Source organism: Amycolatopsis sp. NPDC051903, from assembly GCF_044452505.1.
Taxonomy (GTDB): Bacteria; Actinomycetota; Actinomycetes; order Mycobacteriales; family Pseudonocardiaceae; genus Amycolatopsis.
Genome location: NZ_JBITBT010000023.1, coordinates 1 through 25,061, shown reverse-complemented (window position 1 = coordinate 25,061; position 25,061 = coordinate 1). Strand labels below are relative to the sequence as shown.

Annotated in this window: 19 protein-coding genes; 13 read left to right on the top strand and 6 right to left on the bottom strand. The window is 70.3% G+C overall.

The window, feature by feature from the left end; translation table 11 throughout:
* The first annotated feature begins 7 nt into the window (after window positions 1-7).
* The 4 genes from ACIA77_RS34415 (at window position 8) to ACIA77_RS34400 (ending at window position 4,113) form a co-directional block, all read left to right on the top strand.
* Window positions 8-1,084, top strand: coding sequence for an ABC transporter ATP-binding protein (locus ACIA77_RS34415; protein WP_395890226.1), 1,077 nt, complete (start codon window positions 8-10; stop codon window positions 1,082-1,084).
* A 25-nt stretch (window positions 1,085-1,109) separates the two neighbouring features.
* Window positions 1,110-2,318, top strand: coding sequence for an extracellular solute-binding protein (locus ACIA77_RS34410; RefSeq protein WP_395890225.1), 1,209 nt, complete (start codon window positions 1,110-1,112; stop codon window positions 2,316-2,318).
* A gap of 94 nt (window positions 2,319-2,412) precedes the next feature.
* A complete protein-coding gene (locus ACIA77_RS34405; RefSeq protein WP_395890224.1) occupies window positions 2,413-3,294 on the top strand; it encodes an ABC transporter permease in 882 nt (293 codons plus the stop codon).
* Window positions 3,295-3,309: 15 nt separating this feature from the next.
* Complete coding sequence (locus ACIA77_RS34400) at window positions 3,310-4,113, top strand: ABC transporter permease (protein WP_395890329.1); 804 nt, start codon at window positions 3,310-3,312, stop codon at window positions 4,111-4,113.
* Here the strand turns inward: ACIA77_RS34400 and ACIA77_RS34395 are convergent.
* On the bottom strand, window positions 4,110-4,889 hold the full coding sequence (locus tag ACIA77_RS34395) for an SDR family NAD(P)-dependent oxidoreductase (protein ID WP_395890223.1): 780 nt from the start codon (window positions 4,887-4,889) through the stop codon (window positions 4,110-4,112). The genes ACIA77_RS34400 and ACIA77_RS34395 overlap by 4 nt on opposite strands.
* Window positions 4,890-4,945: 56 nt before the next feature.
* Between ACIA77_RS34395 and ACIA77_RS34390 the strand changes: the two genes are divergently transcribed.
* Window positions 4,946-5,509, top strand: coding sequence for a TetR/AcrR family transcriptional regulator (locus tag ACIA77_RS34390; RefSeq protein WP_395890222.1), 564 nt, complete (start codon window positions 4,946-4,948; stop codon window positions 5,507-5,509).
* Here the strand turns inward: ACIA77_RS34390 and pip are convergent.
* Window positions 5,506-6,459, bottom strand: a complete 954-nt coding sequence (pip, locus tag ACIA77_RS34385; RefSeq protein ID WP_395890221.1) for a prolyl aminopeptidase — start codon at window positions 6,457-6,459, stop codon at window positions 5,506-5,508. The genes ACIA77_RS34390 and pip overlap by 4 nt on opposite strands.
* Window positions 6,460-6,943: 484 nt before the next feature.
* Here pip and ACIA77_RS34380 point away from each other — a divergent pair, with 484 nt between their 5' ends.
* Both ACIA77_RS34380 and ACIA77_RS34375 read left to right on the top strand, forming a co-directional pair.
* The gene (locus ACIA77_RS34380) at window positions 6,944-7,891 is read left to right on the top strand and encodes an undecaprenyl-diphosphate phosphatase (protein WP_395890220.1); all 948 of its coding nucleotides are present in this window, start codon (window positions 6,944-6,946) and stop codon (window positions 7,889-7,891) included.
* A gap of 52 nt (window positions 7,892-7,943) precedes the next feature.
* Window positions 7,944-8,861 (top strand): cytochrome c oxidase assembly protein, encoded by a 918-nt coding sequence (locus tag ACIA77_RS34375; protein WP_395890219.1) that lies wholly within the window; start codon window positions 7,944-7,946, stop codon window positions 8,859-8,861.
* A 19-nt stretch (window positions 8,862-8,880) separates the two neighbouring features.
* On the opposite strand, the gene panB is transcribed toward ACIA77_RS34375, so the two are convergent.
* Window positions 8,881-9,756 carry a 3-methyl-2-oxobutanoate hydroxymethyltransferase gene (panB, locus tag ACIA77_RS34370; protein WP_395890218.1) on the bottom strand — a complete coding sequence of 292 codons (876 nt, stop codon included), beginning with the start codon at window positions 9,754-9,756 and terminating at the stop codon, window positions 8,881-8,883.
* 243 nt (window positions 9,757-9,999) lie between these two features.
* Here panB and lysX point away from each other — a divergent pair, with 243 nt between their 5' ends.
* The 3 genes from lysX to ACIA77_RS34355 all read left to right on the top strand — a co-directional run bounded on the left by lysX (window position 10,000) and on the right by ACIA77_RS34355 (window position 14,962).
* On the top strand, window positions 10,000-13,323 hold the full coding sequence (lysX, locus tag ACIA77_RS34365) for a bifunctional lysylphosphatidylglycerol synthetase/lysine--tRNA ligase LysX (RefSeq protein ID WP_395890217.1): 3,324 nt from the start codon (window positions 10,000-10,002) through the stop codon (window positions 13,321-13,323).
* A 90-nt stretch (window positions 13,324-13,413) separates the two neighbouring features.
* Window positions 13,414-13,986: a hypothetical protein gene (locus tag ACIA77_RS34360; RefSeq protein WP_395890216.1), complete on the top strand. Its 573-nt coding sequence runs from the start codon at window positions 13,414-13,416 to the stop codon at window positions 13,984-13,986.
* A 433-nt stretch (window positions 13,987-14,419) separates the two neighbouring features.
* Window positions 14,420-14,962, top strand: a complete 543-nt coding sequence (locus tag ACIA77_RS34355) for a methylated-DNA--[protein]-cysteine S-methyltransferase (RefSeq protein ID WP_395890215.1) — start codon at window positions 14,420-14,422, stop codon at window positions 14,960-14,962.
* A 39-nt stretch (window positions 14,963-15,001) separates the two neighbouring features.
* On the opposite strand, the gene ACIA77_RS34350 is transcribed toward ACIA77_RS34355, so the two are convergent.
* Together ACIA77_RS34350 and secA2 are read right to left on the bottom strand one after the other, a co-directional pair.
* A complete protein-coding gene (locus tag ACIA77_RS34350; RefSeq protein WP_395890214.1) occupies window positions 15,002-16,723 on the bottom strand; it encodes an NAD+ synthase in 1,722 nt (573 codons plus the stop codon).
* Window positions 16,724-16,822: 99 nt separating this feature from the next.
* Window positions 16,823-19,162 (bottom strand): accessory Sec system translocase SecA2, encoded by a 2,340-nt coding sequence (gene secA2, locus ACIA77_RS34345; protein WP_395890213.1) that lies wholly within the window; start codon window positions 19,160-19,162, stop codon window positions 16,823-16,825.
* A gap of 164 nt (window positions 19,163-19,326) precedes the next feature.
* On the opposite strand from secA2, the gene ACIA77_RS34340 reads away from it, so the two are divergent.
* Window positions 19,327-20,889, top strand: coding sequence for an alpha/beta hydrolase (locus ACIA77_RS34340; RefSeq protein WP_395890328.1), 1,563 nt, complete (start codon window positions 19,327-19,329; stop codon window positions 20,887-20,889).
* Here the strand turns inward: ACIA77_RS34340 and ACIA77_RS34335 are convergent, their stop codons facing one another.
* Entirely contained in the window at window positions 20,890-21,555 is a 666-nt protein-coding gene (locus ACIA77_RS34335; RefSeq protein ID WP_395890212.1) for an LppX_LprAFG lipoprotein, read from the bottom strand. It abuts the gene before it with no gap.
* 90 nt (window positions 21,556-21,645) lie between these two features.
* On the opposite strand from ACIA77_RS34335, the gene ACIA77_RS34330 reads away from it, so the two are divergent.
* Complete coding sequence (locus tag ACIA77_RS34330; protein WP_395890211.1) at window positions 21,646-22,926, top strand: MFS transporter; 1,281 nt, start codon at window positions 21,646-21,648, stop codon at window positions 22,924-22,926.
* Window positions 22,927-23,002: 76 nt separating this feature from the next.
* The gene (gene glnA, locus ACIA77_RS34325; protein WP_395890210.1) at window positions 23,003-24,346 is read left to right on the top strand and encodes a type I glutamate--ammonia ligase; all 1,344 of its coding nucleotides are present in this window, start codon (window positions 23,003-23,005) and stop codon (window positions 24,344-24,346) included.
* The last annotated feature ends 715 nt before the right edge of the window (window positions 24,347-25,061 follow it).

Here is a 25,061-nt window from a genome sequence, read left to right as displayed (position 1 = left end):
GCCCGCCATGCCCCACCAAGCCCCTTCGACCTCGCGCCGGCCCGAACGGCCGCGCGCGAGCGGCGAGCCGGCGATCCGGCTCGCCGGGCTGCAGAAGCACTTCGACAAGGTCCGCGCTGTAGACGGCGTGGACCTCGACATCCCACCCGGTGAGTTCTTCTCCATGCTCGGCCCGTCGGGCTCGGGGAAGACCACCGTGCTGCGCATGATCGCCGGCTTCGAGCTGCCGACGGCCGGCACGATCCACCTGGCGGGCCGGGACGTCAGCACGCTCGCGCCGTTCGAGCGCGACGTGAACACCGTGTTCCAGGACTACGCGCTCTTCCCGCACATGTCCGTGCAGCAGAACGTGGAGTACGGCCTCAAGGTCAAGCGGGTGCCGAAGGCGGAGCGCCGCCAGCGCGCCGCCGCGGCACTGGAGACCGTGCGGCTCGGGGGGTACGGCGACCGCAAGCCGACGCAGCTCTCGGGTGGTCAGCGCCAGCGCGTCGCTCTCGCGCGGGCGCTGGTGAACCGCCCGAAGGTGCTGCTGCTCGACGAACCGCTGGGAGCTCTCGACCTCAAGCTGCGCCAGGCGATGCAGCTCGAGCTCAAGCAGATCCAGCGCGAGGTGGGGATCACCTTCGTGTTCGTGACGCACGACCAGGACGAGGCGCTGACCATGAGCGACCGCATCGCGGTGTTCAACGCCGGGCGGATCGAGCAGGTCGGCACCCCGGTCCAGGTGTACGAGAGACCGGCGAGCGCTTTCGTCGCCGGCTTCGTCGGCACGTCCAACCTGCTCAGCGGGCGCGGTGCCGAAGCGGTGATCGGCAAGCCGGGTGTGTACAGCATCCGGCCGGAGAAGATCCGCATCGACGGCAACCTCTCCGCGCCCGCGGGGCCCGGCGAGACCTCCGCGACCGGAATAGTCACGGATGTCGTATACGCCGGATCGACGGTGCGCTACGCTGTCGCGCTCGATGCGGGGGGTCAGTTGTCCGTGGTCCGCCAGAACACCAGTGAACCGGTCGAGTTCGCCGACGGCCGGGTCCGCTTGCGGTGGCGCCACGAACACAGTTTCCGGGTCCCCGAAGCCGGCTAGTTCTCACGGGAAGGTTTCTCTCGACATGAAGAACAGGAAGACGCTGCTCGCGGGTCTGTGCGGCGTGAGCCTGCTGCTCGCGGCCTGCGGGACGTCGGGTTCCGACTCCACCACGGGGTCGGCGCCGGGCGCACAGGGGTTCACCCCGCCCAAGCTGGCCGCACTCACCCAGCTCGGCCAACCGGAAGGCCAGCTGAACGTGCTCGCGTGGCCCGGCTACGCCGAGGACGGCTCCAACGACTCGAAGATCAACTGGGTCAAGCCGTTCGAGGACCAGACGGGTTGCCAGGTCCACGTCAAGCCCTTCGGCACGTCCGACGAGGCCGTGACGCTGATGAAGACGGGCCAGTACGACGTGGTGTCCGCCTCGGGCGACGCCTCGCTGCGCCTGGTCGCCTCGGGTGACGTGGAGCCGGTGAACACCGCGCTCGTGCCGAACTACAACGACGTCTACCCGTTCCTGAAGAACAAGTCGTGGAACAGCGTCAACAACGTCGCCTACGGCGTCCCGCACGGCTGGGGCGCCAACGTGCTCACCTACCGCACCGACAAGGTGAGCCCGGAGCCGACGTCGTGGTCGCCGATGTTCGACACGAACACGCCCTACAAGGGCAAGATCATCGCCTACGACTCGCCGATCTACATCGCCGACGCCGCGCTGTACCTGATGGCGCACCAGCCCGACCTCGGGATCAAGAACCCGTACGCGCTGGACGACAAGCAGTTCAACGCGGCGGTCGACCTGCTCAAGAAGCAGCGCCCGCAGGTCAGCGAGTACTGGTCGGACTACCTCAAGGAGACGCAGGCGCTGAAGAACGGCGACTCCGTGATCGGCACCGCGTGGCAGGTGACGGTGAACCTCGCGAAGAGCGAGGGCGCGCCGCTGAACGCCACGGTGCCGAGCGAGGGTGCCACCGGCTGGTCGGACACGTGGATGGTGTCCGCGAAGTCGCAGCACAAGACGTGTGCGTACAAGTGGATGGACTACATCATCAGTCCGAAGGTGAACGCTCAGGTCGCCGAGTACTTCGGTGAAGCGCCGGCCAACTCCAAGGCCTGCGCCGAGATGACCGACAAGACGCTCTGCGACACCTACCACGCGAACGACGCCGCGTACGCCGCGAAGATCCAGTACTGGACCACGCCGATCCCGCAGTGCCTCGACGGCCGCACGGACGTCAAGTGCAAGGACTACGGCGACTGGACCCGCGCCTGGACCGAGATCAAGGGCTGATCTCCCCGGCTCCGGGGGCGGCGGGCACCTCCCCCCTTCGCCCGCCGCCCCCGGTCTTCCCCCCTCTTCCGAGCGTGACCCGAAAGCGCAGGACATGACTGCCGTGAGCACGCCGAGCCGCCGCGCTTCGGCCTTCTTCTTCCGCAAACCCCGGTTGCGCCTGGGCATCCTGCTCACGGCACCGCTGCTGTGGCTCGGCCTCGCCTACCTCGGCGCGCTCGCCGCCCTCTTCGTCACCGCGTTCTGGTCGACCGACGTCTACACCGGCCAGGTGGTCACGGACTGGTCGTTCGACAACTTCGTCACCCTGTTCTCCGACTCGGTCTACCGCACGATCACCCTGCGGACCGTCGGCATCGCGCTGCTGGTGACCGTGGTCGACGCGATCATCGCGTTCCCGATGGCGTTCGCCATGGCCAAGCTCGCTTCCCCGAAGGCGCAACGGATCCTCGTGATCGCCGTGATGACGCCGCTGTGGGCGAGCTACCTGGTGAAGGCCTACGCGTGGCGCACGATGCTGTCGGGCAACGGCGCGATCGGCTGGCTGCTGAGCCCGTTCGGCCTGTCCGGTCCCGGCTACGGCGTCACGGCCACCGTGATCACGCTGGCCTACCTGTGGCTGCCGTACATGATCCTGCCGATCTACGCCGGCCTGGAGCGGCTGCCCGACTCGCTGGTCGACGCGTCCGGCGACCTCGGCGCGCGTTCGTTCCGCACGTTCCGGTCGGTGATCCTGCCGCTGGCGTTCCCCGCGATCGTGGCGGGCTCGATCTTCACCTTCTCGCTGTCGCTGGGCGACTACATCGCTGTGAAGATCGTCGGCGGCACGTCGCAGATGCTCGGCAACGTCGTCTACGACAACATCGGTGCGGCCAACAACCTGCCGTTCGCCGCGACCGTCGCCATCGTGCCGGTCGTGATCATGCTCGTGTACTTGGCCGCCGTGCGCCGCACCGGCGCGCTGGACAACCTCTAGGAGACCGCCGTGCGGATGTCGAAGACCGCCCGGGTGCTGCTGTGGACGGCACTCGGGGCCGGGTTCGCGGTGATCTACTTCCCGCTGCTGGTGGTGCTGCTCAACTCCTTCAACGCGGACACCACGTTCGGCTGGCCGCCGAAGAGCTTCACCTTCGAGTGGTGGGGCCGCGCGGTCACCAACGCCGGTGCGCTGCACGCGTTGTGGACCAGCGTCGAGGCGGGCCTGGCGGCCACGGCGATCGCGCTCGTGCTCGGCACGATGGCGGCGTTCGCTTTGCAGCGCTACAAGTTCTTCGGCCGCCAGTCGTTGTCGCTGCTGATCGTGCTGCCCATCGCGTTGCCCGGCATCGTCACCGGCATCGCGCTGAACAACGCGTTCCGCACGATCCTCGGCATCGACCTCGGGCTGCTCACGGCGATCATCGCCCACGCGACGTTCTGCATCGTCGTGGTGTTCAACAACGTCGTCGCCCGCCTGCGGCGCCTGGGCGGCAACCTCGAAGAGGCGTCGATGGACCTCGGCGCCGACGGCGTCACCACGTTCCGGCTGGTGACGTTCCCGATGCTGCGCTCGGCGCTGCTGGCGGGCGGGCTGCTGGCGTTCGCGCTGTCGTTCGACGAGATCATCGTCACGACGTTCACGCTGGGCACCGGCATGGAGACCTTGCCGATCTGGATCTACAACAACCTGTTCCGCCCCAACCAGGCCCCGGTGGTCAACGTGGTGGCGGCGGTGCTGATCATCGTGTCGACGGTGCCGGTGTACTTCGCGCAGCGGCTCTCCGGCGGCGACAGCTCGTCGGGTGGCCGGATCTAAGCCACGGAGCGGATGGTGCCGCCGTCCACGCGGAGGGTGGCCCCGCTGACGTAGTCCGCGTACGGGCTCGCGAGGTACGCGACGGCGCCGGCGATCTCCTCGGGCCGCCCGAAGCGCCCGATGTCGTTGGGCACGTAGTCGCGCGCGGCGTTGCGTTCGATGTCGGCCCACTGCTCACCCCAGCCGTGCTCGGGGGCGAGGTCGGTGAGGTAGCGCTGCACGGCGTCGACGAGGATCGCGCCGGGAGCGACCACATTGGACGTCACGCCGGTGTCCTTCAGTTCGCGCGCCAGGGAAACCGCGAGGTTGTGCCGCGCGGCCAGAGTCGCGGTGTACTGGGGGAGCGTGGCCGTCGGCTGGCCCGAGAGGCCGCCGCCGATCTGGATCACGCGGCCCCAGCCGCGTGCACGCATGCCGGGGACGAGCAGCCGGATCAGGCGGACGGCGGAGACGACGTTGACCTCGTACGTCCGCGCCCACTCCTCGGGCGTCGCGTCGGTCCAGCCGCGGTGTTCGTACGCGCCGGCGTTGTTGACGAGCACGTCGACGGCGCCGGCCGCTTCGGCCACCGCGGCCGCGCCTTCGTCGGTGGCGAGGTCGCCGATCGCCACGCCCTTCGCGCCGATCTTGCCGGCGACGGCCCGGGTGCGGGTTTCGTCGCGGCCGTGCACCACGACGTCGGCGCCTTCCGCCGCGAGCAGTTCGGCGATCGCCACGCCGAGTCCCGAGCTCGAGCCCGTGACGAGTGCGCGGCGGCCGGTCAGGTTCAGGTCCATCTTGGTTCTCCAGAAGTCTACGGGTGTAGATATAAGCCTAGTCTACACTCGTATACATGACCGCACCCCGACGGCGTGACGCCACGGCGACTCGCGAAGCGATCCTGCGCGCGGGCGTCGAAGCCTTCACACGCTTCGGCTACGACGGCGTGGGCGTGCGCGACATCGCGCAGTCGGCCGGCGTCACGGCGATGCTCGTGAACCGCTACTTCGGCTCGAAGGAAGGGCTTTTCGCCGAGGTGGTGGAGGTGTCGATGACCGAGCGCACCGTGCTGACGGGCGACCCGGCCACGCTTGCGCGCGACGTCGCCGCCGCGCTGGTGCGCCGCACGGAGCCGGACGCCGACAGCCTCGACCCGTTTCTGCTCATGCTCCGGTCGGCGCCCAACCCGCGGGCCGCCGAGATCCTGCGCGCGGGCATCGAGAAACACGTGGAGCGCCACATCTACGACGTGGCCCCGGGCACGCGCGGCACCGACCGTGCGGCCGTCGCCTTGTCGCTGATCGCCGGGTTCTGGTTGATGCGCACGGTGATCGGCAGCACCGCGCTGAACGAAACGGCCGAACCCGCGCTCGTCGCGACGCTCGAAAGCCTGTTCCGGGTCCTGGTGGACGCCTAGCGGAAATCGTCGGTCGCCTTGCGCAGCGCCGCGAGGGTGCCCGGGTCGTTCACGGCGTGGCCCGCGCCCTCGGTGATGCGCAGCACCGAACCCGGCCACGCGCGGTGCAGTTCGTACGCGGTGATGGGTGGGCAGACGGCGTCGTAGCGGCCCTGCACGAGGACGCCCGGGATGCCGGCGAGCTTGCCCGCGTCGCGGATCAGCTGGCCGTCGTCGAGCCAGGAGCCGTGGCTGAAGTAGTGCACGGCCAGCCGTGCGAACGTGAGCGCGAACGACGGGTCGGCGTAGCGGTTCACGAAGGACTCCTGGGGTACCAGCGCGACCGTCGCGCCTTCCCAGGTGCTCCACGCGATCGCGGCGCGGTCCCGGACGGCGCGATCTTCCGACGCGAGCAGTTCGCCGTAGCCCGTGAGCGGGTCGTTGCGGTGCTCTTCCGGCAACGGCGCGAGGAAGTCGTCCCACTCGGCGGGGAACAGGTGCGCCGCACCGCCGCGGTAGATCCAGTCGAGTTCGCTCCGGCGCGCGGTGAAGATGCCGCGCAACACCAGTTCCGTCACGCGATCGGGGAACGTTTCGGCGTACGCGAGGGCGAGCGTCGCGCCCCACGAGCCGCCGAAGACCTGCCAGCGTTCGACGTTCAGGGCGCCGCGCAGCAGTTCCAGGTCGGAAACGAGGTGCCACAACGTGTTCGCCGCGAGGTCGGCGCCGGGGTCGGCGGCGCTCGGCGTGCTGCGGCCGGCGCCGCGCTGGTCGAACAGGATGATCCGGTACGCGCTGGGGTCGAAGTGCCGCCGCGCCATCGGCGCGATCCCGCTGCCGGGCCCGCCGTGCAGCACGACCACCGGCTTGCCCCGCGGGTTTCCCGCCTCCTGGCAGTAGATCCGGTGCCCGTCGCCGACGTCCAGCACGCCCTCGGCCCTGGGTTCCAGCGGTGGGTAGAGGTCGTCCATGCCGGCCACTCTGCCGGAAAGCCGGCGCCCGGGTGGCGGTCGGGGAGGGTGGCAGTCGGGTGATTTTTCGCTGCCTGGCACGGATTCCGGGTGCGGCACCGGCGGACGGCGGCTGTCCCCGCCCGGTCGGAGGGTGGAGGCCCGCCCCCGCCGCCGGGCTGAGCGGGCCCCCGTCCGAGTCGCGTCGGCGGCCGGGAGTGGCCGCGTCGGCGATTTCTTCACCGTGGTGCGGTCCGCGAGGGGCGGGTGGCGCGTGAAGCTCCGGCTGCTCCCGGCATCCCGGCCTCCTCGGGTGGCGCACCATCGGGTGGTGGGGACCACGCTAAGCCACCAGCCGAACACCAGTCAAGGACATGATTAGTGTTCATGGATGTGAACATGCATAGGGTGGGTCACGGTGGTCTTTCGCCCCCTTGCCCCGGGTTTACCCCGCAGTGGGTAGCTTGCGCGAGGAAACCCGAACCGACGCGAGAAAGGCTCGCGAATGTCCGCGGTCACGTATGTCGAGTCGATCGTCGTCGGCGCGTTGCAAGGCGTGTCGGAATTGTTTCCCGTGTCCAGTCTCGGGCACAGCATCCTGCTGCCCGCGCTGATCGGCGGATCCTGGCAGCGCGATCTGAGCATCGGCGAGGATTCGCCGTACCTGGCGGTGCTCGTCGCGATGCACGTGGCCACCGCGCTCGCCCTCGTGCTGTTCTTCTGGCGCGATTGGGTTCGCATCATCGGCGGCCTCCTGACGTCGATCCGCGACCGCGAGGTCCGCACGAACGACCAGCGCCTCGCGTGGCTGCTCGTGCTCGCCACGATCCCCGTCGGCATCGCCGGGCTGTTGCTCGAAAGCCTGTTGCGCGACTTCCTGGGCAAGCCCGTGCCGTCGGCGATCTTCCTGATCCTCAACGGCGGCGTGCTGTACGCGGCTGAGCGGTTCTCCCGCAGCGCACCGAAAACCACCGGCAGGGGCGCGGCGGACACCGAGGACACCGTCGACTTCAGCGCCGAGGAAACGCTCGTGATGCGCGCGGTCACGGTCGAGGAAGCCACCGACGCGCGGCTGTCGAAGCTCAGCGTCAAGGAGGCCGTGCTGATCGGCTCCGCGCAGATCCTCGCGCTGCTGCCCGGCATCAGCCGCTCCGGCATCACGATGGTCGCGGGCCTGCGCCGCGGTCTCGGTCACGAGGACGCGGCCCGCTTCGCGTGGCTGCTCGCCACCCCGGTGATCCTCGCCGCGGGCGTGCTGAAACTGCCGTCGCTGTTCACGCCGGAGAACAGCCCGTCGCTGGGCCCGGCGCTCGCCGGCAGCCTCGTCGCCGGTATTGCGTCCTACATTTCTGTCCGTTTTCTGACGAAATACTTCGAAACGCGCACCTTGACGCCGTTCGCGATCTACTGCGTCATCGCCGGAATCGGCAGCCTGCTCGTCTTCAGTTTCTGAGGGCGGTGTTCCGGCACGATTTCCGGAAGGGGACACTGGCGTCATCGAAACGGTGCAGAATCTGTCTCCGCTGAGCGGGACGACGATCTTCACGGCCTGGACGCTCGACGTCCCGGCCGTCGTGCTCGTGCTCGCCCTGGGCGCCGCCTACGTCGTCGCCGCCCGCCGGCAGGAGAGCTGGTCGCCGGGCCGGACCACGGCGTTCCTCTGCGGTCTCGCGACGATCGTCGTCGTCACCTGCTCGTTCCTCGGCACCTACGACACCACGCTCTTCTGGGTGCGGGCCACGCAGAACACCGTGCTGCTCATGGTCACGCCGCTGCTGCTCGCCCTCGGCGCGCCGATCACGCTGCTCATGCGGGTCGCGCCGCCGAAGCTCGCCGGCTGGCTGCGCCACCACGGCCGCAGCCCGTTCGCGCGGTTCCTGACGTTTCCGCTCTCGGTCACGGTCGTGCTGATCGCGCCGTTCCTGATCATCTACCTCACGCCGCTGTACGCCCTTTCCCTCGACCACGCGGTGGTCGGCGGACTCGTGCGGGTGCTGCTCGTCGCGGCCGGGTTCCTCTACTTCTACAGCCGAGTGGGCCTCGACCCGACGCCGCGCGGTGGTTCGCACCTCGTTTCGGTGTGGATCTCCTTCACCGAGGTCGTGTTCGACGGCGCGCTCGGCCTCGTGCTGTGGCTCGGCCCGGTGCTCGCACCCGCGCACTACGCGACGGCGCACCCGGGTTGGGGCCCGGACCCGCGCACCGATCAGATCATCGGTGCCGGTGTCCTGTGGATCGGTGGCGACGTGGCGGGCCTGCCGTTCGTCGGCGCGCTGTTCATCCGGTGGGTGCGCGACGACGAGAAGCGCGCCAAGCAGGTCGACGAGCGCCTCGACGAGGAGATCGAATCCGGTGAGGCACCCGCGGGCGGCCTCTGGTGGCAGAACGACCCGGAGCTCGCCGAACGGTTCCGCCGCCGGTGAGCTCCGGATCGCAGGAGGGTCAGTGGAACGCGTGCTCGGCGGCCGGGAACTCGCCCCGCCGCACGTCCTCGGCGAACGCCGAAGCCGCGCCCTGCAGCACCCCGGCGAGGTCGGCGTAGCGCTTCACGAACCGCGGCGCCTTGCCCCGGCGCAGGCCCGCCATGTCCTGCCACACGAGCACCTGCGCGTCGCAGTCCGGCCCGGCACCGATGCCGACGGTCGGGATCTGCAGCTCGTGCGTCACGCGCTTCGCGGCTTCGGCGGGCACCATCTCCATGACCACGGAGAACGCCCCGGCCTCCTGCAGCGCCAGCGCGTCGGCGAGCAGCACGTCCGCCGCTTCGCCGCGCCCCTGCACCCGGTAGCCGCCGAGGTTGTGCTCGCTCTGCGGGGTGAAGCCGATGTGCCCCATCACGGGGATGCCCGCCGAGGTCAGCGCCTCGACGTGCGCGGCGAACCGGCGTCCGCCCTCGAGCTTCACGGCGTGCGCGCGGCCCTCCTTCATGAACCGCACGGACGTGGCCAGCGCCTGCTCGGGCGAGAGCTGGTACGAGCCGAACGGCAGGTCGGCCACGACCAGCGCCCGCTTCACCGAGCGCGTGACGGCGCGGACCAGCGGCAGCAGCTCGTCGACCGTCACCGGCAGCGAGGTTTCGTAACCGAACACGTTGTTGGCCGCGGAGTCGCCCACGAGCAGCACGGGGATGCCGGCTTCGTCGAAGAGCTGGGCGCTGTACATGTCGTAGGTGGTGAGCATGGGCCACGGCTCGCCGCGCTCCTTGAGCTCACGCAGGTGGTGGATGCGCACCTTGCGCGCGGGGGCGGGTTGCGCCGGCGCGGGCCCGGTTCCGTACGGGGCGGCTACCTCGTCGGATCCGTTCGGGTTGGCAGACATCGTCGTCGACCGTCCTTCCCTCGAGGCCTCGGTGAGGTCCCCGGGTCGTGGAGTCAGAACAGGTCAAAGCCTGACACGCCGCGCGGGCGCGTTGAAGGTCGTGCGATGAGCTTCACACGGGCGTGGTGTGCTCCTCCAGGAGGACCCGGGCTCCAGCCTCCCGGGTGATGCGCAGGGACAACCAACCGCTGTTCACTGACGTCTCTGCAGGCGACGATCGACCGTTTCGCGAGGAAGGCACCGATGGGAACCCCAGCGAGCGCGCGCACGCGCATCCCAGCCTGGCGGGCCAAGGCGGGCGGCATCGTCGCGACGGTGGTGCAGCTCGCCGCGGTCTTCTCCGTGGTCGAGCTGATCGCCGGCGGCCCGCACGGGCACGTGCTCAACGGCATCGACATGGCGTTCTCCGCACTGAGCGTGCCGACCAACGCGAGCCTCGTCATCGTGCTGCTGCTGGTCGTGCTGGGTTCGGCGCTGCGGCGGCGCAAGAAGGCCGCGCTGTACACGCTGCTGCTGTTCCAGGTCGGTGGCCTGGCGATCACGCTCGTGCTGCAGGCCGTGCTGCTGTGGGCGCCGGATCTGCTCGCGCTCGGCCCGAAGCAGATCCGGCACATCCCGATGCAGCTCGGCGTGCTGACCGTCGCCGACGTGGTCTCCCTGCTGCTGATCTGGCTGCTGCTCACGCTGCGCCCGGCGTTCCCGGCGCGCCTGGCGCCCGGCGCGTGGCGCGACGGGCTGGCGGTGCTCTTCGGTGGTCTGCTGGCCGTGGTCGCGATCGGCTGGGGCCTCACGGAGGCGTTCCCCGGCACGCTCGGCGACGCGTGGGAGCGCTTCGCCTGGGCGGTCAACCACGCGACCGGTGAGAACCTGCAGCTGCGCCGGATCGGCGTCGGCGAGGGCCCGGCGTGGATCGACATCGTGCTGGACCTCGGCTCGACGTTCGTCGTCACCGCCGCGCTGTACACGCTCTTCCGCGGCGTCCGCAGCCGCCGCCTGCGCACCGACGACGAGGAACTGCGCCTGCGCCGCCTGCTCGCGGAGTTCGGCGACGACGACTCCCTCGGCTACTTCGCCACCCGGCGCGACAAGAGCGTCGTCTTCGCGCCCAACGGCCGCGCCGCCGTCACCTACCGCGTGCTCGGCGGCACCAGCGTCGCCAGCGCCGACCCCGTCGGCGACCGGGACGCGTGGCCCGACGCCGTGCGCGCCTGGCTCGACGAAACCCGTTCGTACGGCTGGATTCCCGGGGTGCTCGGCGCGAGTGAACGCGGCGCGAAGGTGTACGCGGCGGCGGGGCTGCGCGCGCTGGAGATCGGCGACGAGGCGGTGCTGGACGTTCGCGAGTTCTCCCTCTCCGGCCCTGAGCGCAAGTCCGTGCGCCAGGCCGTGAAGCGCATCGAGCGCGCGGGCTACACCGCGCGCGTGCGCCGGCACGGCGAGATCCCGGACGAGGAGATGCACCGGCTGCTCACGCGCGCGCAGCAGTGGCGCGGCGCGGAGAGCGAACGCGGGTTCTCGATGGCGCTCGGCCGGCTCGGCGACCCGAGCGACGCGCGCAACGTGATGGTGGAGGCCTACGACACCGCGGGTGAGCTGCGCGGCCTGCTGTCGTTCGTCCCGTGGGGCCGGCGGGGGCTCTCGCTCGACCTGATGCGCCGCGACCGCGACGCCGAGAACGGGCTCAACGAGTTCATGGTCGCCGAGGTCGTCGCCGCGTCGCCGCACCTGGGTGCGCAACGGATCTCGCTCAACTTCGCCATGTTCCGCGCGGTGTTCTCCGAAGGCGAGCGGATCGGCGCGGGCCCGGTGCTGCGGCTGTGGCGCTCGGTGCTCGGGCTGGCGTCGCGCTTCTTCCAGCTCGAATCGCTGTACCGGTCCAACGCGAAGTACGGCCCGGACTGGGAACCGCGGTTCTTCTGCTACTCCTCGGCGCGCCGGCTGCCGCGCGTCAGCATCGTCGCGGGGGCGCTGGAGGGGTTCGTGCCCATCGGCCGCGCGCGCGTGCTGCGGCACGAGACGGTGACCGACGAGTTCGTGGCCGAGGTCCGGTGCATCGACGAGGAAGCCGCGCAAGTCACGCCGAAACCGGCGCGCCGCCCGGAGCAGGTGCGGGTGCGCGTCGCGAAGCTCGACCGGCTGCGCGAACTCGGCATCGACCCGTACCCCGTGGGGTTCAGCCGCGAAGACCTCCTCGGCGACGTCGTGCGCAAGTTCGCCGACCTGGCACCGGACACGCACACCGGGCACCGCGTGCGCGTGGCCGGGCGGGTGCTCGCGATGCGGACGCTCGGTGGGCTGTGCTTCGCGCGCATCAAGGACTTTTCGGGCGAGGTGCAGCTGATGCTCGACGCCGCCGTGCTCGAGCTCGCCGGCTGGCGCACGGGTGTCGACCTCGGTGACCACGTGGGCGTGAGCGGCGAGGTCGTGACGTCGCGGCGCGGCGAGCTGTCGGTGCTCGTGAACGAGTGGACCGTCACCGCGAAGTGCCTGCACCCGTTGCCGGACAAGCGGAAGGGCCTCACGGACCCGGAGACGCGCGTGCGGCAGCGCTACCTCGACCTGGCCGTGAACCCGGAGTCGGCGCAGCTGCTGCGGCTGCGGTCCACGGTGGTGCGCGCGGTGCGCGAACGCCTGCACCGGGGTGACTACCTCGAGGTCGAGACGCCGATGCTGCAGACCGTCCACGGTGGAGCGAACGCGCGGCCGTTCGTCACGCACATCAACGCCTACGACATGCGGATGTACCTGCGCATCGCGCCGGAGCTCTACCTCAAGCGGCTGTGCGTCGCCGGCGTGGAGCGCGTGTTCGAGCTCAACCGGAACTTCCGCAACGAGGGTGTGGACGCCACGCACAACCCCGAGTTCACGATGCTCGAGGCCTACCAGGCGTACGCCGACTACAACTCGATGCGCGACCTCACCCGCGAGCTCGTGCAGCACGCGGCCGAGGCGGCGTTCGGCGACCAGGTGGTGCGCCGCCACGACGCCGACGGCCACGTCACCGAGTTCGACATCTCCGGCGACTGGCCCGTGATCCCCGTGCACGAAGCCGTTTCCGAAGCGCTGGGGGAGGAGATCGACTCCGGCACCTCGGTGGCGGCGCTGCGGCGGCTGTGCCGCGCGGCCGGCGTGCCGGTGGGGGAGGACGCCGGGCACGGCGACCTCGTGCTGAAGGCGCACGAGCACCTGGTCGAGGGCACGACCGTGCTGCCCACCTTCTACACCGACTACCCGACGGACGTTTCGCCGTTGACCCGCCAGCACCGCGGCGATCCGCGGCTGGCCGAACGCTGGGACCTCATCGCGTTCGGCTCGGAGGTCGGCACCGCGTACACCGAGCTCACCGACCCGATCGAACAACGCCGGCGCCTCGAAGCCCAATCCCTGCGCGCCGCGAGCGGCGACGTCGAAGCCATGGAACTCGACGAAGACTTCCTGCTCGCGCTCGAGCACGGGATGCCCCCGACGGGCGGCCTCGGCCTCGGCATCGACCGCCTCCTGATGATGCTCAGCGGCGCCTCGATCCGGCAGACGGTGCTGTTCCCGTTCGTGCGCCCGCACGCCTGACCCCACCCGCGTTCCCCTTGGCGTGCGGGGAAGATCACGCCTGTGACACCAGGGCGAGCAATGTCGCAACCCTTCGCTTAGGGTATCCGCGTGCGCACTGCGCGACTCGCTGCGGTCGTTCTCGTCGGGCTCGGAGTGGTGGTGTACTCCGCCTGGTTGCTCGAGTTCTTCGTGCCCACCGGCGTCTCGCCGACCCAGCAGCCCGCCGAGGACCTGCTGAGTGCGTCGCCGCTCTTCCGCATCACCACCGGCACCTCGGGCCTCGCGTTCCTCCTCGCCGGTCCACCCCTGACGCGCCTCGCACCCGTCCACTGGACCGGCCGCCTCACCGCCGGCTCCGTCTCCTCCTTCGGCACCACCCTGGTAGCGGACGCCCTCGTACCAGGCACCACAGCCGTCCCCCTGCTCACGAACCTCACCTTCGCGGCCGGCTCCCTCAGCCTCGTCCTCTGGTGGCCCCCAACCTGGCGCGACTGGGCCGTCACGGGGTTCGCCCTGGTGCTGCTCACGTGGGCTCTGGTCCTCGCCGCATCGCTGCTCGGCCCCGGCCACCTGGCAGGCGTGTTCAGCCGCGCACAACTCGTGGTGCGCGCGGTACTACTGGTCGTCGGCATCACCTACGTCGTCGTGATGCCACTGCCGCCCCTCACCCGCGCTCGCTAGCACCGCCCCACACCCCAGGGCACAGCTCACCCAAGGCGACGCACCACGCATACGAAACCGCCGCTGAACCAACCAACCAAGGATGCGCCCAGCCTCTGCCGTGCACCTCGAACGGCGTCGCACCACGCGTACGAATCCGCCGCCAAACTAACCAACTGAGGATGCATCCAGCCCCTGCCCGGCACCTCGATCCGAAGCTTCCACACGGCCGCCGACCCCGTGTCAAGGCACGCTTTCCCGCCTTGACACGGGGTCAGCGGCCGTAGTCACACTCGAGCTTCGGGGTGCCTACGCACCGCAACACGCCCCCGCGCAGGACCGCATCCCCACCACAACGCCACGCAACACGCCCCGCGAGGGCCCGCATCCCCACCACAACCCAACCGCACCCACAACACCCATTTCTGTCACCCCCACCTCCTACCCTGACCACATGCCAGTTGAATTCGCCGTCTTCCCCACCGCCATCGGCGCGTGCGGCCTGGCCTGGCGCGACTCCACCATCATCGGCACCGCCCTCCCCGGCAGCTCCCCGGCGAGCACGCGCTCATGGCTGGCCCACCGCTACCCGGACGCCACCGACGCCACCGGAACCCCACCACCACCCGAAATCCGCACCGCCGTCGAAAAGATCACCGACCTGCTCGCCGGCGGCCACCCCGATCTCTCCGACCTACCCCTGGACCTCGACCCGTTACCCGAATTCAACCGCCGCGCCTACGAAATCGCCCGGCGGATCCCCCCGGGCAAGACCATGACCTACGGCGACATCGCCCACGCCCTGGGCATGCCAGGCGCCGCCCAAGCCGTCGGCCAGGCAATGGGCAACAACCCGTTCCCCATCATCGTTCCCTGCCACCGCGTCCTCGCCGCCGGCGGCAAACACGGCGGCTTCTCCGCCCCCGGCGGCGTCGAGACGAAACGCCGCATGCTCGTCATCGAAGGCGCCCTCCCCGACGAACCGACGCTCTTCTAACCCCGGCCGACCCCTCAGCCGAGTCGCCAGGCCCCAGCCTCAGGCCTTCCGCTCCCGCCAAGCATTCGTGATCGGCAGCCGCCGATCGCGACCGAACGCCTTGAACGTGATCTTCGTGCCCGGCGGGTACTGCCGGCGTTTGTACTCGGCCCGGTCGACCATGCGCACGACGCGGTCGATGGTCGCCGGTTCGAACCCGGCGGCGACGAGGTCCGCGTAGCCGCGGTCGCCCTCCACGTAGTCGTCGAGGATGTCGTCCAGGAGCGCGTAGTCGGGCAGCGAGTCGGTGTCCAGCTGGTCCGGCCGCAGCTCCGCCGACGGCGGTTTGGTGATCGAGTTCTCCGGGATCGGCGGTGTCTCGCCCCGCTTGGCGGCCTCCTCGTTGCGCCACCGCGCGAGCTGCCACACGTGCGTTTTGAACACGTCCTTGATCGGCGCGAACCCGCCCACCGCGTCGCCGTAGATCGTGGAGTAGCCCACGGCCAGCTCGGTCTTGTTGCCGGTGGCGAGCACGAGGTGACCGTCCTGGTTGGACAGTGCCATGAGCAGCATCCCGCGCGTGCGCGCCTGGATGTTCTCCTCCGCCAGGCCCGTCAACGAGAGCTGGTCCACGTACGTCGCGACCATGTCCGCCACCGGCTCCACGCGGAAGTGCGCGCCGATCCGTCGCGCGAGATCCGCGGCGTCGTCGCGTGAATGCGAAGACGAGTACTTCGACGGCATCGACACGCCGTACACGTTGTCGCCGCCGAGCGCGTCGGCCGCGAGCGCCGCGCACACGGCGGAGTCGATGCCACCGGAGAACCCGAAGGTCACCGACGTGAAGCCGTTCTTGTGCACGTAGTCGCGCAAGCCCACGACCAGCGCCGACCACACCTCGGCTTCGTCGGACAGCGGTTCGCTGACCACGGGGTCCGTCAGCGCCGGGTACGCGGGCAGCGGGTCCTCGCTCAGCACCCGGCGGTGGACGTGCAGCCCCGCGAGCTCGCCGTCGGCGGCGTGGCCACCCGCGGTGAGGTCCAGGTCGAGCACCAGCAGGTGCTCCGCGAACTGCGGCGCCCGCGCGAGCAGCGTCCCGTCGGCGGCCACCACGAGAGAATCGCCGTCGAACACGAGGTCGTCCTGCCCGCCGACCTGGTTCGTGTACACCAGCGGTGCGCCGGCTTCGGCCGCGCGGCGCGCGACGAGCGGCAGCCGCTGCTCGTCCTTCGACCGTTCGTAGGGCGACGCGTTCGGCGCCACCACCAGGTCGACGCCCGCCCTGCCGAGCGCGGCGATCGGCCCGCCTTCCTGCCAGATGTCCTCGCAGATCACCATGCCGATGTCGACGCCGTGCAGCCGCAAGACCTCCAGCTCCGTGCCGGGTTTGAAGTAGCGGTGCTCGTCGAACACGCCGTAGTTGGGCAGGTGGTGCTTGTACTGCTTCGCCACGACCTGCCCGCGGTACAGCGCGGCGGCGGCGTCGCGCGGGCCGGCTTCGTCGTGGTCGAGGTAACCGACGTAGGTGAGCACTTCGCCGCAGCCCGCGTCGTCGAGCCGGCGCGCGAGCTCGTCGAGGGAATCGCGCGACGCGTGCGCGAAGGTCGCGCGCAGCGCCAGGTCCTCCACCGGGTAGCCGGTCTGGGACATCTCGGGGAACACGGCCACGTGGGCACCGGCTTCCGCGGCGCGGCGGGTCCACTCGACCGTCAGCGCGGTGTTGCCGTCGAGGTCGCCGACGGTGGTGTTGACCTGGGCCAAGGCGATGCGCAGTTGCGGCATGCGGTCATTCTGACCCAGCCGCGCCGCCCCGCCGAGTGAAATGTGGGCAAAACGAAGCCCGGCCACCGCGTCGGGGGTGACCGGGCTCCGGGAACGCCGTCAGGACCGCTTCATCCGCATCATGCTGCGGACCTTCTTCACCGTCTGCTCGAAGTCCGAGTCGAACGGGTTGTCGTGCACCAGGTACGTCCACGTCGTGTTGGCGCGGCGCACACCGGCGTCAGCGAGGTCGAGGCCGTTGTCGGTGATTTCGGCTTCCTCGAGCGTCTTGGCCGCGCGCGAAGCCGACTCGGGGATGATCTTGTGGAACTCCGGGATCGCCGCGCGGTGGAACTCGTCCAGCGGCGTCTCGCGGGCCAGCGCGCGCAGGTGGATGCTCTCGCGCACGTCGGTCAGGTACGCCAGGTGGTCGGACCAGAGCTGGTCGAGGTGGAACAGCAGCACCTCGCGGCTGAGCTGCTCCAGCCGCTCGGTGTCGGCCAGCTTCTCCTTCAGCTCGGCGAACTTCTCCGGCTGCGCCTTCTCGAGCTCCTCGGCCGCGAACGCCGTGTGCAGCACCTTGTCGCGGTGCTCCAGCAGCTCAGTGCGCTGCCGCTCGATCAGCCGCGTGTAGCGCCAGGTGTTGCGGTGGATCTCCAGGTCGACGCCCTCGGCGACGCGCTGGGCGTGGTTGATCTGCCGCACCGCGGCCGGGTCGGTGATCTCACCGGTCTCCGGATCGGCGTCGATGCCCTCGGGGATGTCGGGGGCGTTGGAGAGGACCAGGTCGTCGTTGAGGCTCGCGAAGAAGATCGCGCTGCCCGGGTCGCCCTGGCGGCCGGACCGGCCGCGCAGCTGGCCGTCGAGCCGGCTCGACGGGTAGCGCGCGGTGCCGATCACGTGCAGGCCACCCAGCTCGGCGACCTCCTCGCGGCCGGCGCCGTCCGTGCCGCCCAGGCGGATGTCGGTACCGCGACCGGCCATCTGCGTGGACACGGTGACCGCGGACTTCTTGCCGGCTTCGGCGATGATCGCGGCTTCTTCGGCGTCATTGCGCGCGTTGAGCACCACGCACGGCAGGTCGGCCTTCGCGAGCTTGTCGGCGAGCTCTTCGGACTCGGCCACGTCCTGCGTGCCGACGAGGATCGGCCGCCCGGTTTCGTGCACCTTGCGGATCTCCTCCTCGATCGCGCGCAGCTTCTGCGACGGCGACCCGAAGATCTGGTCCGGCTGGTCCTCGCGGACGTTGGGGGTGTTCGGCGGGATCACCGCGACCTCGAGGCGGTAGAACTCGCGCAGCTGCTCGGCCACGGCCACGGCCGTACCGGTCATGCCGGCCACGGACGGGTAGCGCGCGAGCAGCGCCTGCACCGTGATGGAGTCGAGGATCTCGCCGCGGTCGGTGGCCGCCACCTGCTCCTTCGCCTCGACGGCGGCCTGCAGGCCGTCCGGCCAGCGCTGCAGCTCGGCGACGCGGCCGCGGGCGGCGTTGATGAGCTGGACCTTGCCGTCGCGCACGAGGTAGTCGACGTCGCGGGTGAGCAGCGCGTGGGCGTGGAGGGCGACGTTCACGGCGGCCAGCCGGTCGGAGCCCGAATCGTCGTAGAGGTCGATGCCGCCGAGCGACTTCTCGACCACGGACGCGCCGGCGGACGTCAGCCACGCGTTGCGGCCGTCGGTGTCGGTCTCGTAGTGCAGGCCCAGCCGCAGCCGCCGCACGACTGTGGCGACCTCTTCGTCGGCGTCGTTGTGGTCGATCGAACCGGCCATCACGAGCGGCACGCGGGCCTCGTCGACCAGCACGGAGTCGGCCTCGTCGACGATCGCCACCTCGGGCGCGGGCTGCACCAGGTCGTCTACCTGCGTCACGAGCCGGTCGCGCAGCACGTCGAAGCCGATCTCGGCGACGGCGCCGTAGGTGACCTCCTGGCCGTAGGCCTCCTTGCGCTCCTCACGCGAGTGCGCGGGCTCGACCCAGCCGACGGACACGCCGAGCAGGTCGTAGACCGGCTTCATCCACTCCGCGTCGCGGCTGGCCAGGTAGTCGTTGACGGTGACGACGTGCACGCGCTTGCCGCGCAGCGCGTACCCCGCGGCCGCGAGCGCACCGGCGAGCGTCTTGCCCTCACCGGTCTCCATCTGGACGACGTGGCCGGTGAGCAGACCCATCGTGCCGAGCACCTGGACGTCGAACGCGCGCTCGCCCAGCGCGCGCCGCGCAGCCTCGCGGCCGAGGGCCCCGACTTCCACCAGCTGGTCGTCGCTGAACGCCTGCGCGCCGTCGAGACTCTCGCGCAGCTTCCCGGCGCGCTCGGTGAGCTCGGCGTCGGACAGCTTCTCGAGGTCGGGTTCGAGCTTCCCGACCGCGGGCAGCAGCGCTTCGTAGCGGGTCAGCTCCACGCTGCCCGGCCGCTGGATGATCCGGCGGAGCCGCTTGCCCACCCGGCTGATCAGTGCCACCCCTGGTCTCCTGTCCTGTCTTGCGTGTCTCCGACCGCCACCTCGCTGGGCTCAACGCACCGGTGGTGCGTCGGAGTTCCGCCGCCGGATGGCACGATCAAACCGTGCCTCCCTTCGCCAGCGCCAGCTCTCGCGCCCACCGGATCGCCGCTCTCGCGGCGGCCGTGCTGCTCGGCGGCACGCTAGCCGCGTGCACGTCGAACAACGGTCAGGTCGCGCCCTCGCCGACAACGGAATCGCACCCGCCCGTCGGGCCGGTGCCGGCGGGGCTGGCGCGGTTCTACGGGCAGAGCATGACCTGGTCAGACTGTGCACCCTACGCGACCTCGGACGACGCGCAGTCCGCCTTTCGTCGGTCCGACATCCAGTGCGCGCGGCTGACTGTGCCGCTGGACTACGGCAAACCGGACGGACAGACCATCACCCTCGGCGTGCTGCGGCACAAAGCGAGTGAACCGGACGACCGCATCGGCTCACTGGTCGTGAACCCGGGCGGTCCGGGCGCCTCCGGCACGGTCGCCGCGGCCGGGCTCATCGACCAGGTCAAGAACAACGACCTCGGCAAGCGGTTCGACCTCGTCGGCTTCGACCCGCGCGGCATCGGCTCGAGCCAACCGCAGATCCGCTGCCTCACCGACCCCGAACGCGACGCCGACCGCGCCGACGACAGCGAGACCGACGGCTCGCCCCAGGGCGTGGCCAAGCAGGAGGGGCAGGAGAAGGACTTCGCCGCCAAGTGCGCCCAGCGCACCAAGTACGGCGACGAGATGCTCGAAAACCTCGGCACTCGCGACGTCGCGAAGGACATGGACGTGCTGCGCTCGGTGCTCGGCGACGAGAAGCTGACCTACCTCGGCTACTCCTACGGCACCCGCCTCGGCTCGACCTACGCCGAGGAGTTCCCGCGCAACGTCCGCGCGCTCGTGCTCGACGGCGCCGTCGACCCGGACCAGGACGCCGAGGACTCGCTCGTCGCGCAGGGCCAGGGCTTCGGCGGCGCGTTCACGCAGTTCGCGAAGTGGTGTGCCGCTCAGCAGGACTGCGCGCTCGGCACCGACCCGGCCGCCGCGACCAAGCAGTTCCAGGACCTGACCCGGCCGCTGATCGACTTCCCGGTGCCGGTGGGCGACGGCCGCAAGCTCTCCTACGAGGACGCCACGACCGGCGCGATCCAGGCGCTCTACCAGCAGAACCTGTGGCAGTACCTGAACACCGGCCTCAACGAGCTGCGCCAGCAGCGCGGCGCGACGCTCGAGAAGCTCGCCGACATCTACAACGAGCGCGGCCCGGACGGGCGCTACGGCACCACGCAGGACGCTTTCACCGCCATCCGCTGCGTCGACGACCCGCCTGTGAAGGACCCGAAGGAGATCCTCGCCGCGCAGGAGAAGTACGTGCAGGTCGCGCCGTTCCTCGATGACGGACGGCCCGCGAGCGCGGCCAAGGACGCGTGCGCGTTCTGGCCGGTGCCCAACACGTCGCAGCCGCACGAGCCGAACGTCGAAGGGCCGCCGAAGACGCTGACCATCTCCACGACGAACGACCCGGCCACGCCGTACCAGGCGGGCGTGAACCTGGCGAAGGCGCTGAAGGGCTCGCTGCTGACCTTCGAGGGCACGCAGCACACCGTGTTCCTGCAGGGCAACTCCTGCGTGGACAAGGCGGGGATCGCGTACCTCGTCGATGGCACGACGCCGCCCGACGGGACCCGGTGCGCGGGTAGCTAGCTACGTCAGGGGAGCGGGCACGGGCTGGTTCTCCTTCGAGAGCTCGAGCTCGTACATCACCGGGCTGTCCTTCTCCGTCGGCGGCGGCACCTGGAGCCAGAGCCGCGCGAACCGCCGCGGCTCGGCGGTGGTGACCCACACCTTCACGTTCACGTCCGAGTGAATCTTTGGCACCAGTCCCGTCGCCACCTCCGCGGGCACGGTCGCGCCGACGCGGTACATGTCGACGCCGTGCACGGGCTCCTGCGTCTCCGTCTGCGGGTGCTGCAGCGAGCTCAGCAGCTTCGCGAGCCCGCCGTCCGGCCCGAGGAAGCGCGACACGGTGAACGTCGCCGGGCCCGACCAGGACTTGCCCGTGGTGTCGTGCGTGGTCGCGTGCGTGCCGTCGACGGTGAAGGAGAACTTGCGGTCGCTCGTGGGCCCGGCCAGCTCGGCGTTGCCCGCCGCGCGGCCGCCGTCGTCGAGCGTCGCGTCGCCTTCGGCCGAGCTCAGGGGCAGGCCGGGCAGCACGCCGTTCACGACCACGGAGAAGTGGGCGCCGCGGACGCCGGCGAAGTTCGTCTCGGCCGCGCCCAGCAGGTCGTCGGCCGAGGGCAGCGAGGGCGCTGTGCACCCGCCGACGAGCCCGAGCAGCAGCAGCACCGGCAGGAAGCGTCGGCAGCGCATGGCGGTGAGCGTACCCGTGGCCCGATCCTTTCGGATGCTGTCCTTCAGGCCACTTTCGGGGCGTGCGGGGACCCCGCAGACTGTCTGCTCGTGACCGTCCAGACCCGCACCGCACCCCGCGTCCACCGAGCTTGGTACGTGGCCGCCGCCGCGTTCATCGCCCTGCTGGCCGCCGCCGGCTTCCGCGCCGCGCCGAGCGTGCTGATCGACCCGTTGCACGAGGAGTTCGGCTGGTCACGCGCGACCATCGGCTCGGCGGTGTCGGTGAACCTCGTGCTCTACGGGCTGTTCGCGCCGTTCGCGGCCGCGCTGATGGAGCGCTTCGGCATCCGCCGCGTGTCCGCGACGGCGCTGTTCGTCGTCGCGCTCGGCGCGGGCGGCACGGTGTTCATGAGCACGAGCTGGGAGCTGATCCTGTGCTGGGGCGTGCTCGTCGGCGCGGGCACGGGCTCGATGGCGATGAGCTTCGCCGCGACCGTCACCACGCGCTGGTTCGTCCGCCACCGTGGCGCCGTGACGGGGGTGCTGACCGCGGCGGGGTCGACGGGCCAGCTGGTGTTCCTGCCGATCGTCGCTGCGCTGGCCGTGGGCAACGGGTGGCGCACGGCGTCGCTGGTCATCGCGATCGCGGCGCTCGCCGTGATCCCCGTCGTGCTGCTGGTGGTGCGCGATCACCCGGCTGACCTCGGCACCGTCGCGTACGGCGCGCCGGAAGGCACGGAGGTCGTGAAGCCGGCGGCGCGCGGCGGGTCGGCGCGGCGGGCGCTGACGGTGCTGTTCCAGGCCATGCGGTCGCGGTCGTTCTGGTTGCTGGCGATCGGCTTCGCGATCTGCGGCGCCACGACCAACGGCCTGGTCGGCACGCACTTCGTGCCGGCCGCGCACGATCACGGCATGCCGCAGACCACCGCGGCGAACCTGCTCGCCCTGGTCGGCGTCTTCGACGTGGTGGGGACCATCGTGTCGGGCTGGCTCACCGACCGCGTCGACCCGCGCATCCTGCTCGGCGTCTACTACGCGCTGCGGGGCCTCTCGCTCGCGCTGCTGCCGCAGCTGTTCACCGATTCGGTGCAGCCGAGCATGTGGGCGTTCATCCTCTTCTACGGGCTCGACTGGGTCGCCACGGTCCCGCCGACGGTCGCGCTCTGCATCCGGTCCTTCGGCGAAGCGGGCCCGATCGTGTTCGGCTGGGTCTTCGCGTTCCACCAGCTCGGCGCCGCGTTCGCGGCCTCGGCGGCGGGCGCCGTGCGCGATCAGCTGGGTGACTACGCGCTGGCCTGGTACGTCGCCGCAGGCCTCGCGGTGATCGCCGCGATCGCGTCGGTGTCGATCACCCGATCCGGGGGACGTGAGCTCACTTTCGTGGCGTGAGGTGAGTTTGCGCATTGTGGACAGTTCCGGCGCGTCGTGAAACACGCCGTTAACACGCTCTCGTTAGGGTGCGGCCATGGATCGGCAGCAGGAATTCGTGCTCCGCACGTTGGAAGAGCGCGACATCCGTTTCGTCCGTCTGTGGTTCACCGATGTGCTGGGGTTCCTCAAGTCGGTCGCGGTCGCGCCCGCCGAGCTGGAGGGGGCGTTCAGCGAGGGGATCGGGTTCGACGGCTCGGCCATCGAGGGCTTCGCCCGCGTGTACGAGTCGGACATGGTCGCCAAACCCGACCCGTCGACGTTCCAGGTACTGCCGTGGGAGACCCCGGAAGGCGGCCCGTACTCCGCGCGCATGTTCTGCGACATCGCGATGCCCGACGGCTCACCGTCCTGGGCCGATCCGCGCCACGTGCTGCGCCGCCAGCTGTCGAAGGCCGGTGAAGCGGGCTTCACGTGCTACGTGCACCCGGAGATCGAGTTCTTCCTCCTGGCCACGCTGCCCGACGACGGCAGCGAGCCCGAACCGGCCGACAACGGCGGCTACTTCGACCAGGCCAGCCACGCCACGGCGACCCACTTCCGCCGCCACGCCATCGAGACGCTCGAGGCGATGGGGATCTCCGTCGAGTTCAGCCACCACGAGGGCGCCCCGGGCCAGCAGGAGATCGACCTGCGCTACGCCGACGCCCTGACGATGGCCGACAACGTGATGACCTTCCGCTACGTCGTCAAGGAGGTCGCCCTGACGCAGGGCGTCCGCGCGACCTTCATGCCGAAGCCCTTCACGGACCAGCCGGGCTCGGGCATGCACACCCACGTGAGCCTCTTCGAGGGCGACCGCAACGCGTTCTACGACGCGGAGGACCCGTACGAGCTCTCCGCGACGGGCAAGGCCTTCGTCGCCGGCCTGCTGCACCACGCCAAGGAGATCTCCGCCGTCACCAACCAGTGGGTGAACTCCTACAAGCGGCTGATCAGCGGCAGCGAAGCCCCGACGACGGTCTCGTGGGGCCGGGCCAACCGGTCGGCTCTGGTGCGCGTGCCCATGTACTCGCCGGGCAAGGCGTCCTCGCGGCGCGTGGAGATCCGCACCCTGGACTCCGCGTGCAACCCGTACCTGGCGTACTCCGTGATCCTCGCCGCGGGCCTCAAGGGCATCGAAAAGGGTTATGAGCTCCCGCCGCCCGCTGAAGACAACATCTGGCAGCTCTCGGAGTCCGAGCGCCGGGCAGCGGGCTACGCCCAGCTGCCCCAGAACCTCGGCGAGGCCCTCGCGGAGATGGAACGCTCCGAGCTCCTGCCCGACGCGCTCGGCGAGCACGTGTACGACTTCTTCCTCCGCAACAAGCACCGGGAGTGGGACAACTACCGCAGTGCGGTGACGCCGTACGAGCTGCGTACCCTCCTGCCGGTCCTCTGACGGTTCTTGCTTCTGACCTGCTGTTTTGCTTCGGGTGGTCCCGGTGCCGGTGTTCGGCGCCGGGACTTCTTCGTCTCCGCCCTTCAGCGGGTGGCGACTGGCTTCCGGCCGGCCGCGCGTGACCGTGCCAGGCGCTCGAACCGCCGCTCACCCGGTCCGCCGACCGGCCGTGCACTCGCGGCTACTTCCGCGCCGGCGGCGCCCGGGCGCCGCCGAATCCGTCGTCCCGCGTTAGAGGGGCCTCCGGATCCGTCCTCGGGCCGGGCCCTCCGCCGCGGTCTTCCTCGGTCCTCGGCGCCGACACCGGGTCCGGAGCTCCCAATGTGGCCCCTGACCTGCGGAGATGTCGTTAATTGACCCCCCTGTTTTCGGGCCGTTGCGGGGCATGTAATCTTCTCTTCGTCGCCAGGAACACCGGGCCGGCGGGGCCGAAAGCCCCAAGGGACCAGGGCGCCAGGGCCGAGCGGGTTGACACCGCGAAACGGACCAGGTAATGTTCAGCGTCGGCCCACGAGCGGCCGCCGAATCCCTACGACTAACCTTGTAGGTCTCGGCATGCTCGACCAACAGCTTGAAACAACGCGGTGATCTGGTTTGCCTGCTGGGTGGGCTGGGTTGCGGTGTGTTGCTTGAGAACTCAACAGTGTGCTAGTGAACTAAGCCAGTAGAGCTTATGTAGTGAAACCCCCTCGTCGGGGTTTCCTTTGAGAGCAAG

What these genes read in the sequence shown, in the direction of transcription:
- ACIA77_RS34415 (WP_395890226.1), top strand. Translation starts at nt 8, where the DNA reads ATGCCCCACCAAGCCCCTTCGACCTCGCGCCGGCCCGAACGGCCGCGC.
- ACIA77_RS34410 (WP_395890225.1), top strand. Translation starts at nt 1,110, where the DNA reads ATGAAGAACAGGAAGACGCTGCTCGCGGGTCTGTGCGGCGTGAGCCTG.
- ACIA77_RS34405 (WP_395890224.1), top strand. Translation starts at nt 2,413, where the DNA reads ATGACTGCCGTGAGCACGCCGAGCCGCCGCGCTTCGGCCTTCTTCTTC.
- ACIA77_RS34400 (WP_395890329.1), top strand. Translation starts at nt 3,310, where the DNA reads ATGTCGAAGACCGCCCGGGTGCTGCTGTGGACGGCACTCGGGGCCGGG.
- ACIA77_RS34395 (WP_395890223.1), bottom strand. Translation starts at nt 4,889, where the DNA reads ATGGACCTGAACCTGACCGGCCGCCGCGCACTCGTCACGGGCTCGAGC.
- ACIA77_RS34390 (WP_395890222.1), top strand. Translation starts at nt 4,946, where the DNA reads ATGACCGCACCCCGACGGCGTGACGCCACGGCGACTCGCGAAGCGATC.
- pip (WP_395890221.1), bottom strand. Translation starts at nt 6,459, where the DNA reads ATGGACGACCTCTACCCACCGCTGGAACCCAGGGCCGAGGGCGTGCTG.
- ACIA77_RS34380 (WP_395890220.1), top strand. Translation starts at nt 6,944, where the DNA reads ATGTCCGCGGTCACGTATGTCGAGTCGATCGTCGTCGGCGCGTTGCAA.
- panB (WP_395890218.1), bottom strand. Translation starts at nt 9,756, where the DNA reads ATGTCTGCCAACCCGAACGGATCCGACGAGGTAGCCGCCCCGTACGGA.
- lysX (WP_395890217.1), top strand. Translation starts at nt 10,000, where the DNA reads ATGGGAACCCCAGCGAGCGCGCGCACGCGCATCCCAGCCTGGCGGGCC.
- ACIA77_RS34355 (WP_395890215.1), top strand. Translation starts at nt 14,420, where the DNA reads ATGCCAGTTGAATTCGCCGTCTTCCCCACCGCCATCGGCGCGTGCGGC.
- ACIA77_RS34350 (WP_395890214.1), bottom strand. Translation starts at nt 16,723, where the DNA reads ATGCCGCAACTGCGCATCGCCTTGGCCCAGGTCAACACCACCGTCGGC.
- ACIA77_RS34335 (WP_395890212.1), bottom strand. Translation starts at nt 21,555, where the DNA reads ATGCGCTGCCGACGCTTCCTGCCGGTGCTGCTGCTGCTCGGGCTCGTC.
- glnA (WP_395890210.1), top strand. Translation starts at nt 23,003, where the DNA reads ATGGATCGGCAGCAGGAATTCGTGCTCCGCACGTTGGAAGAGCGCGAC.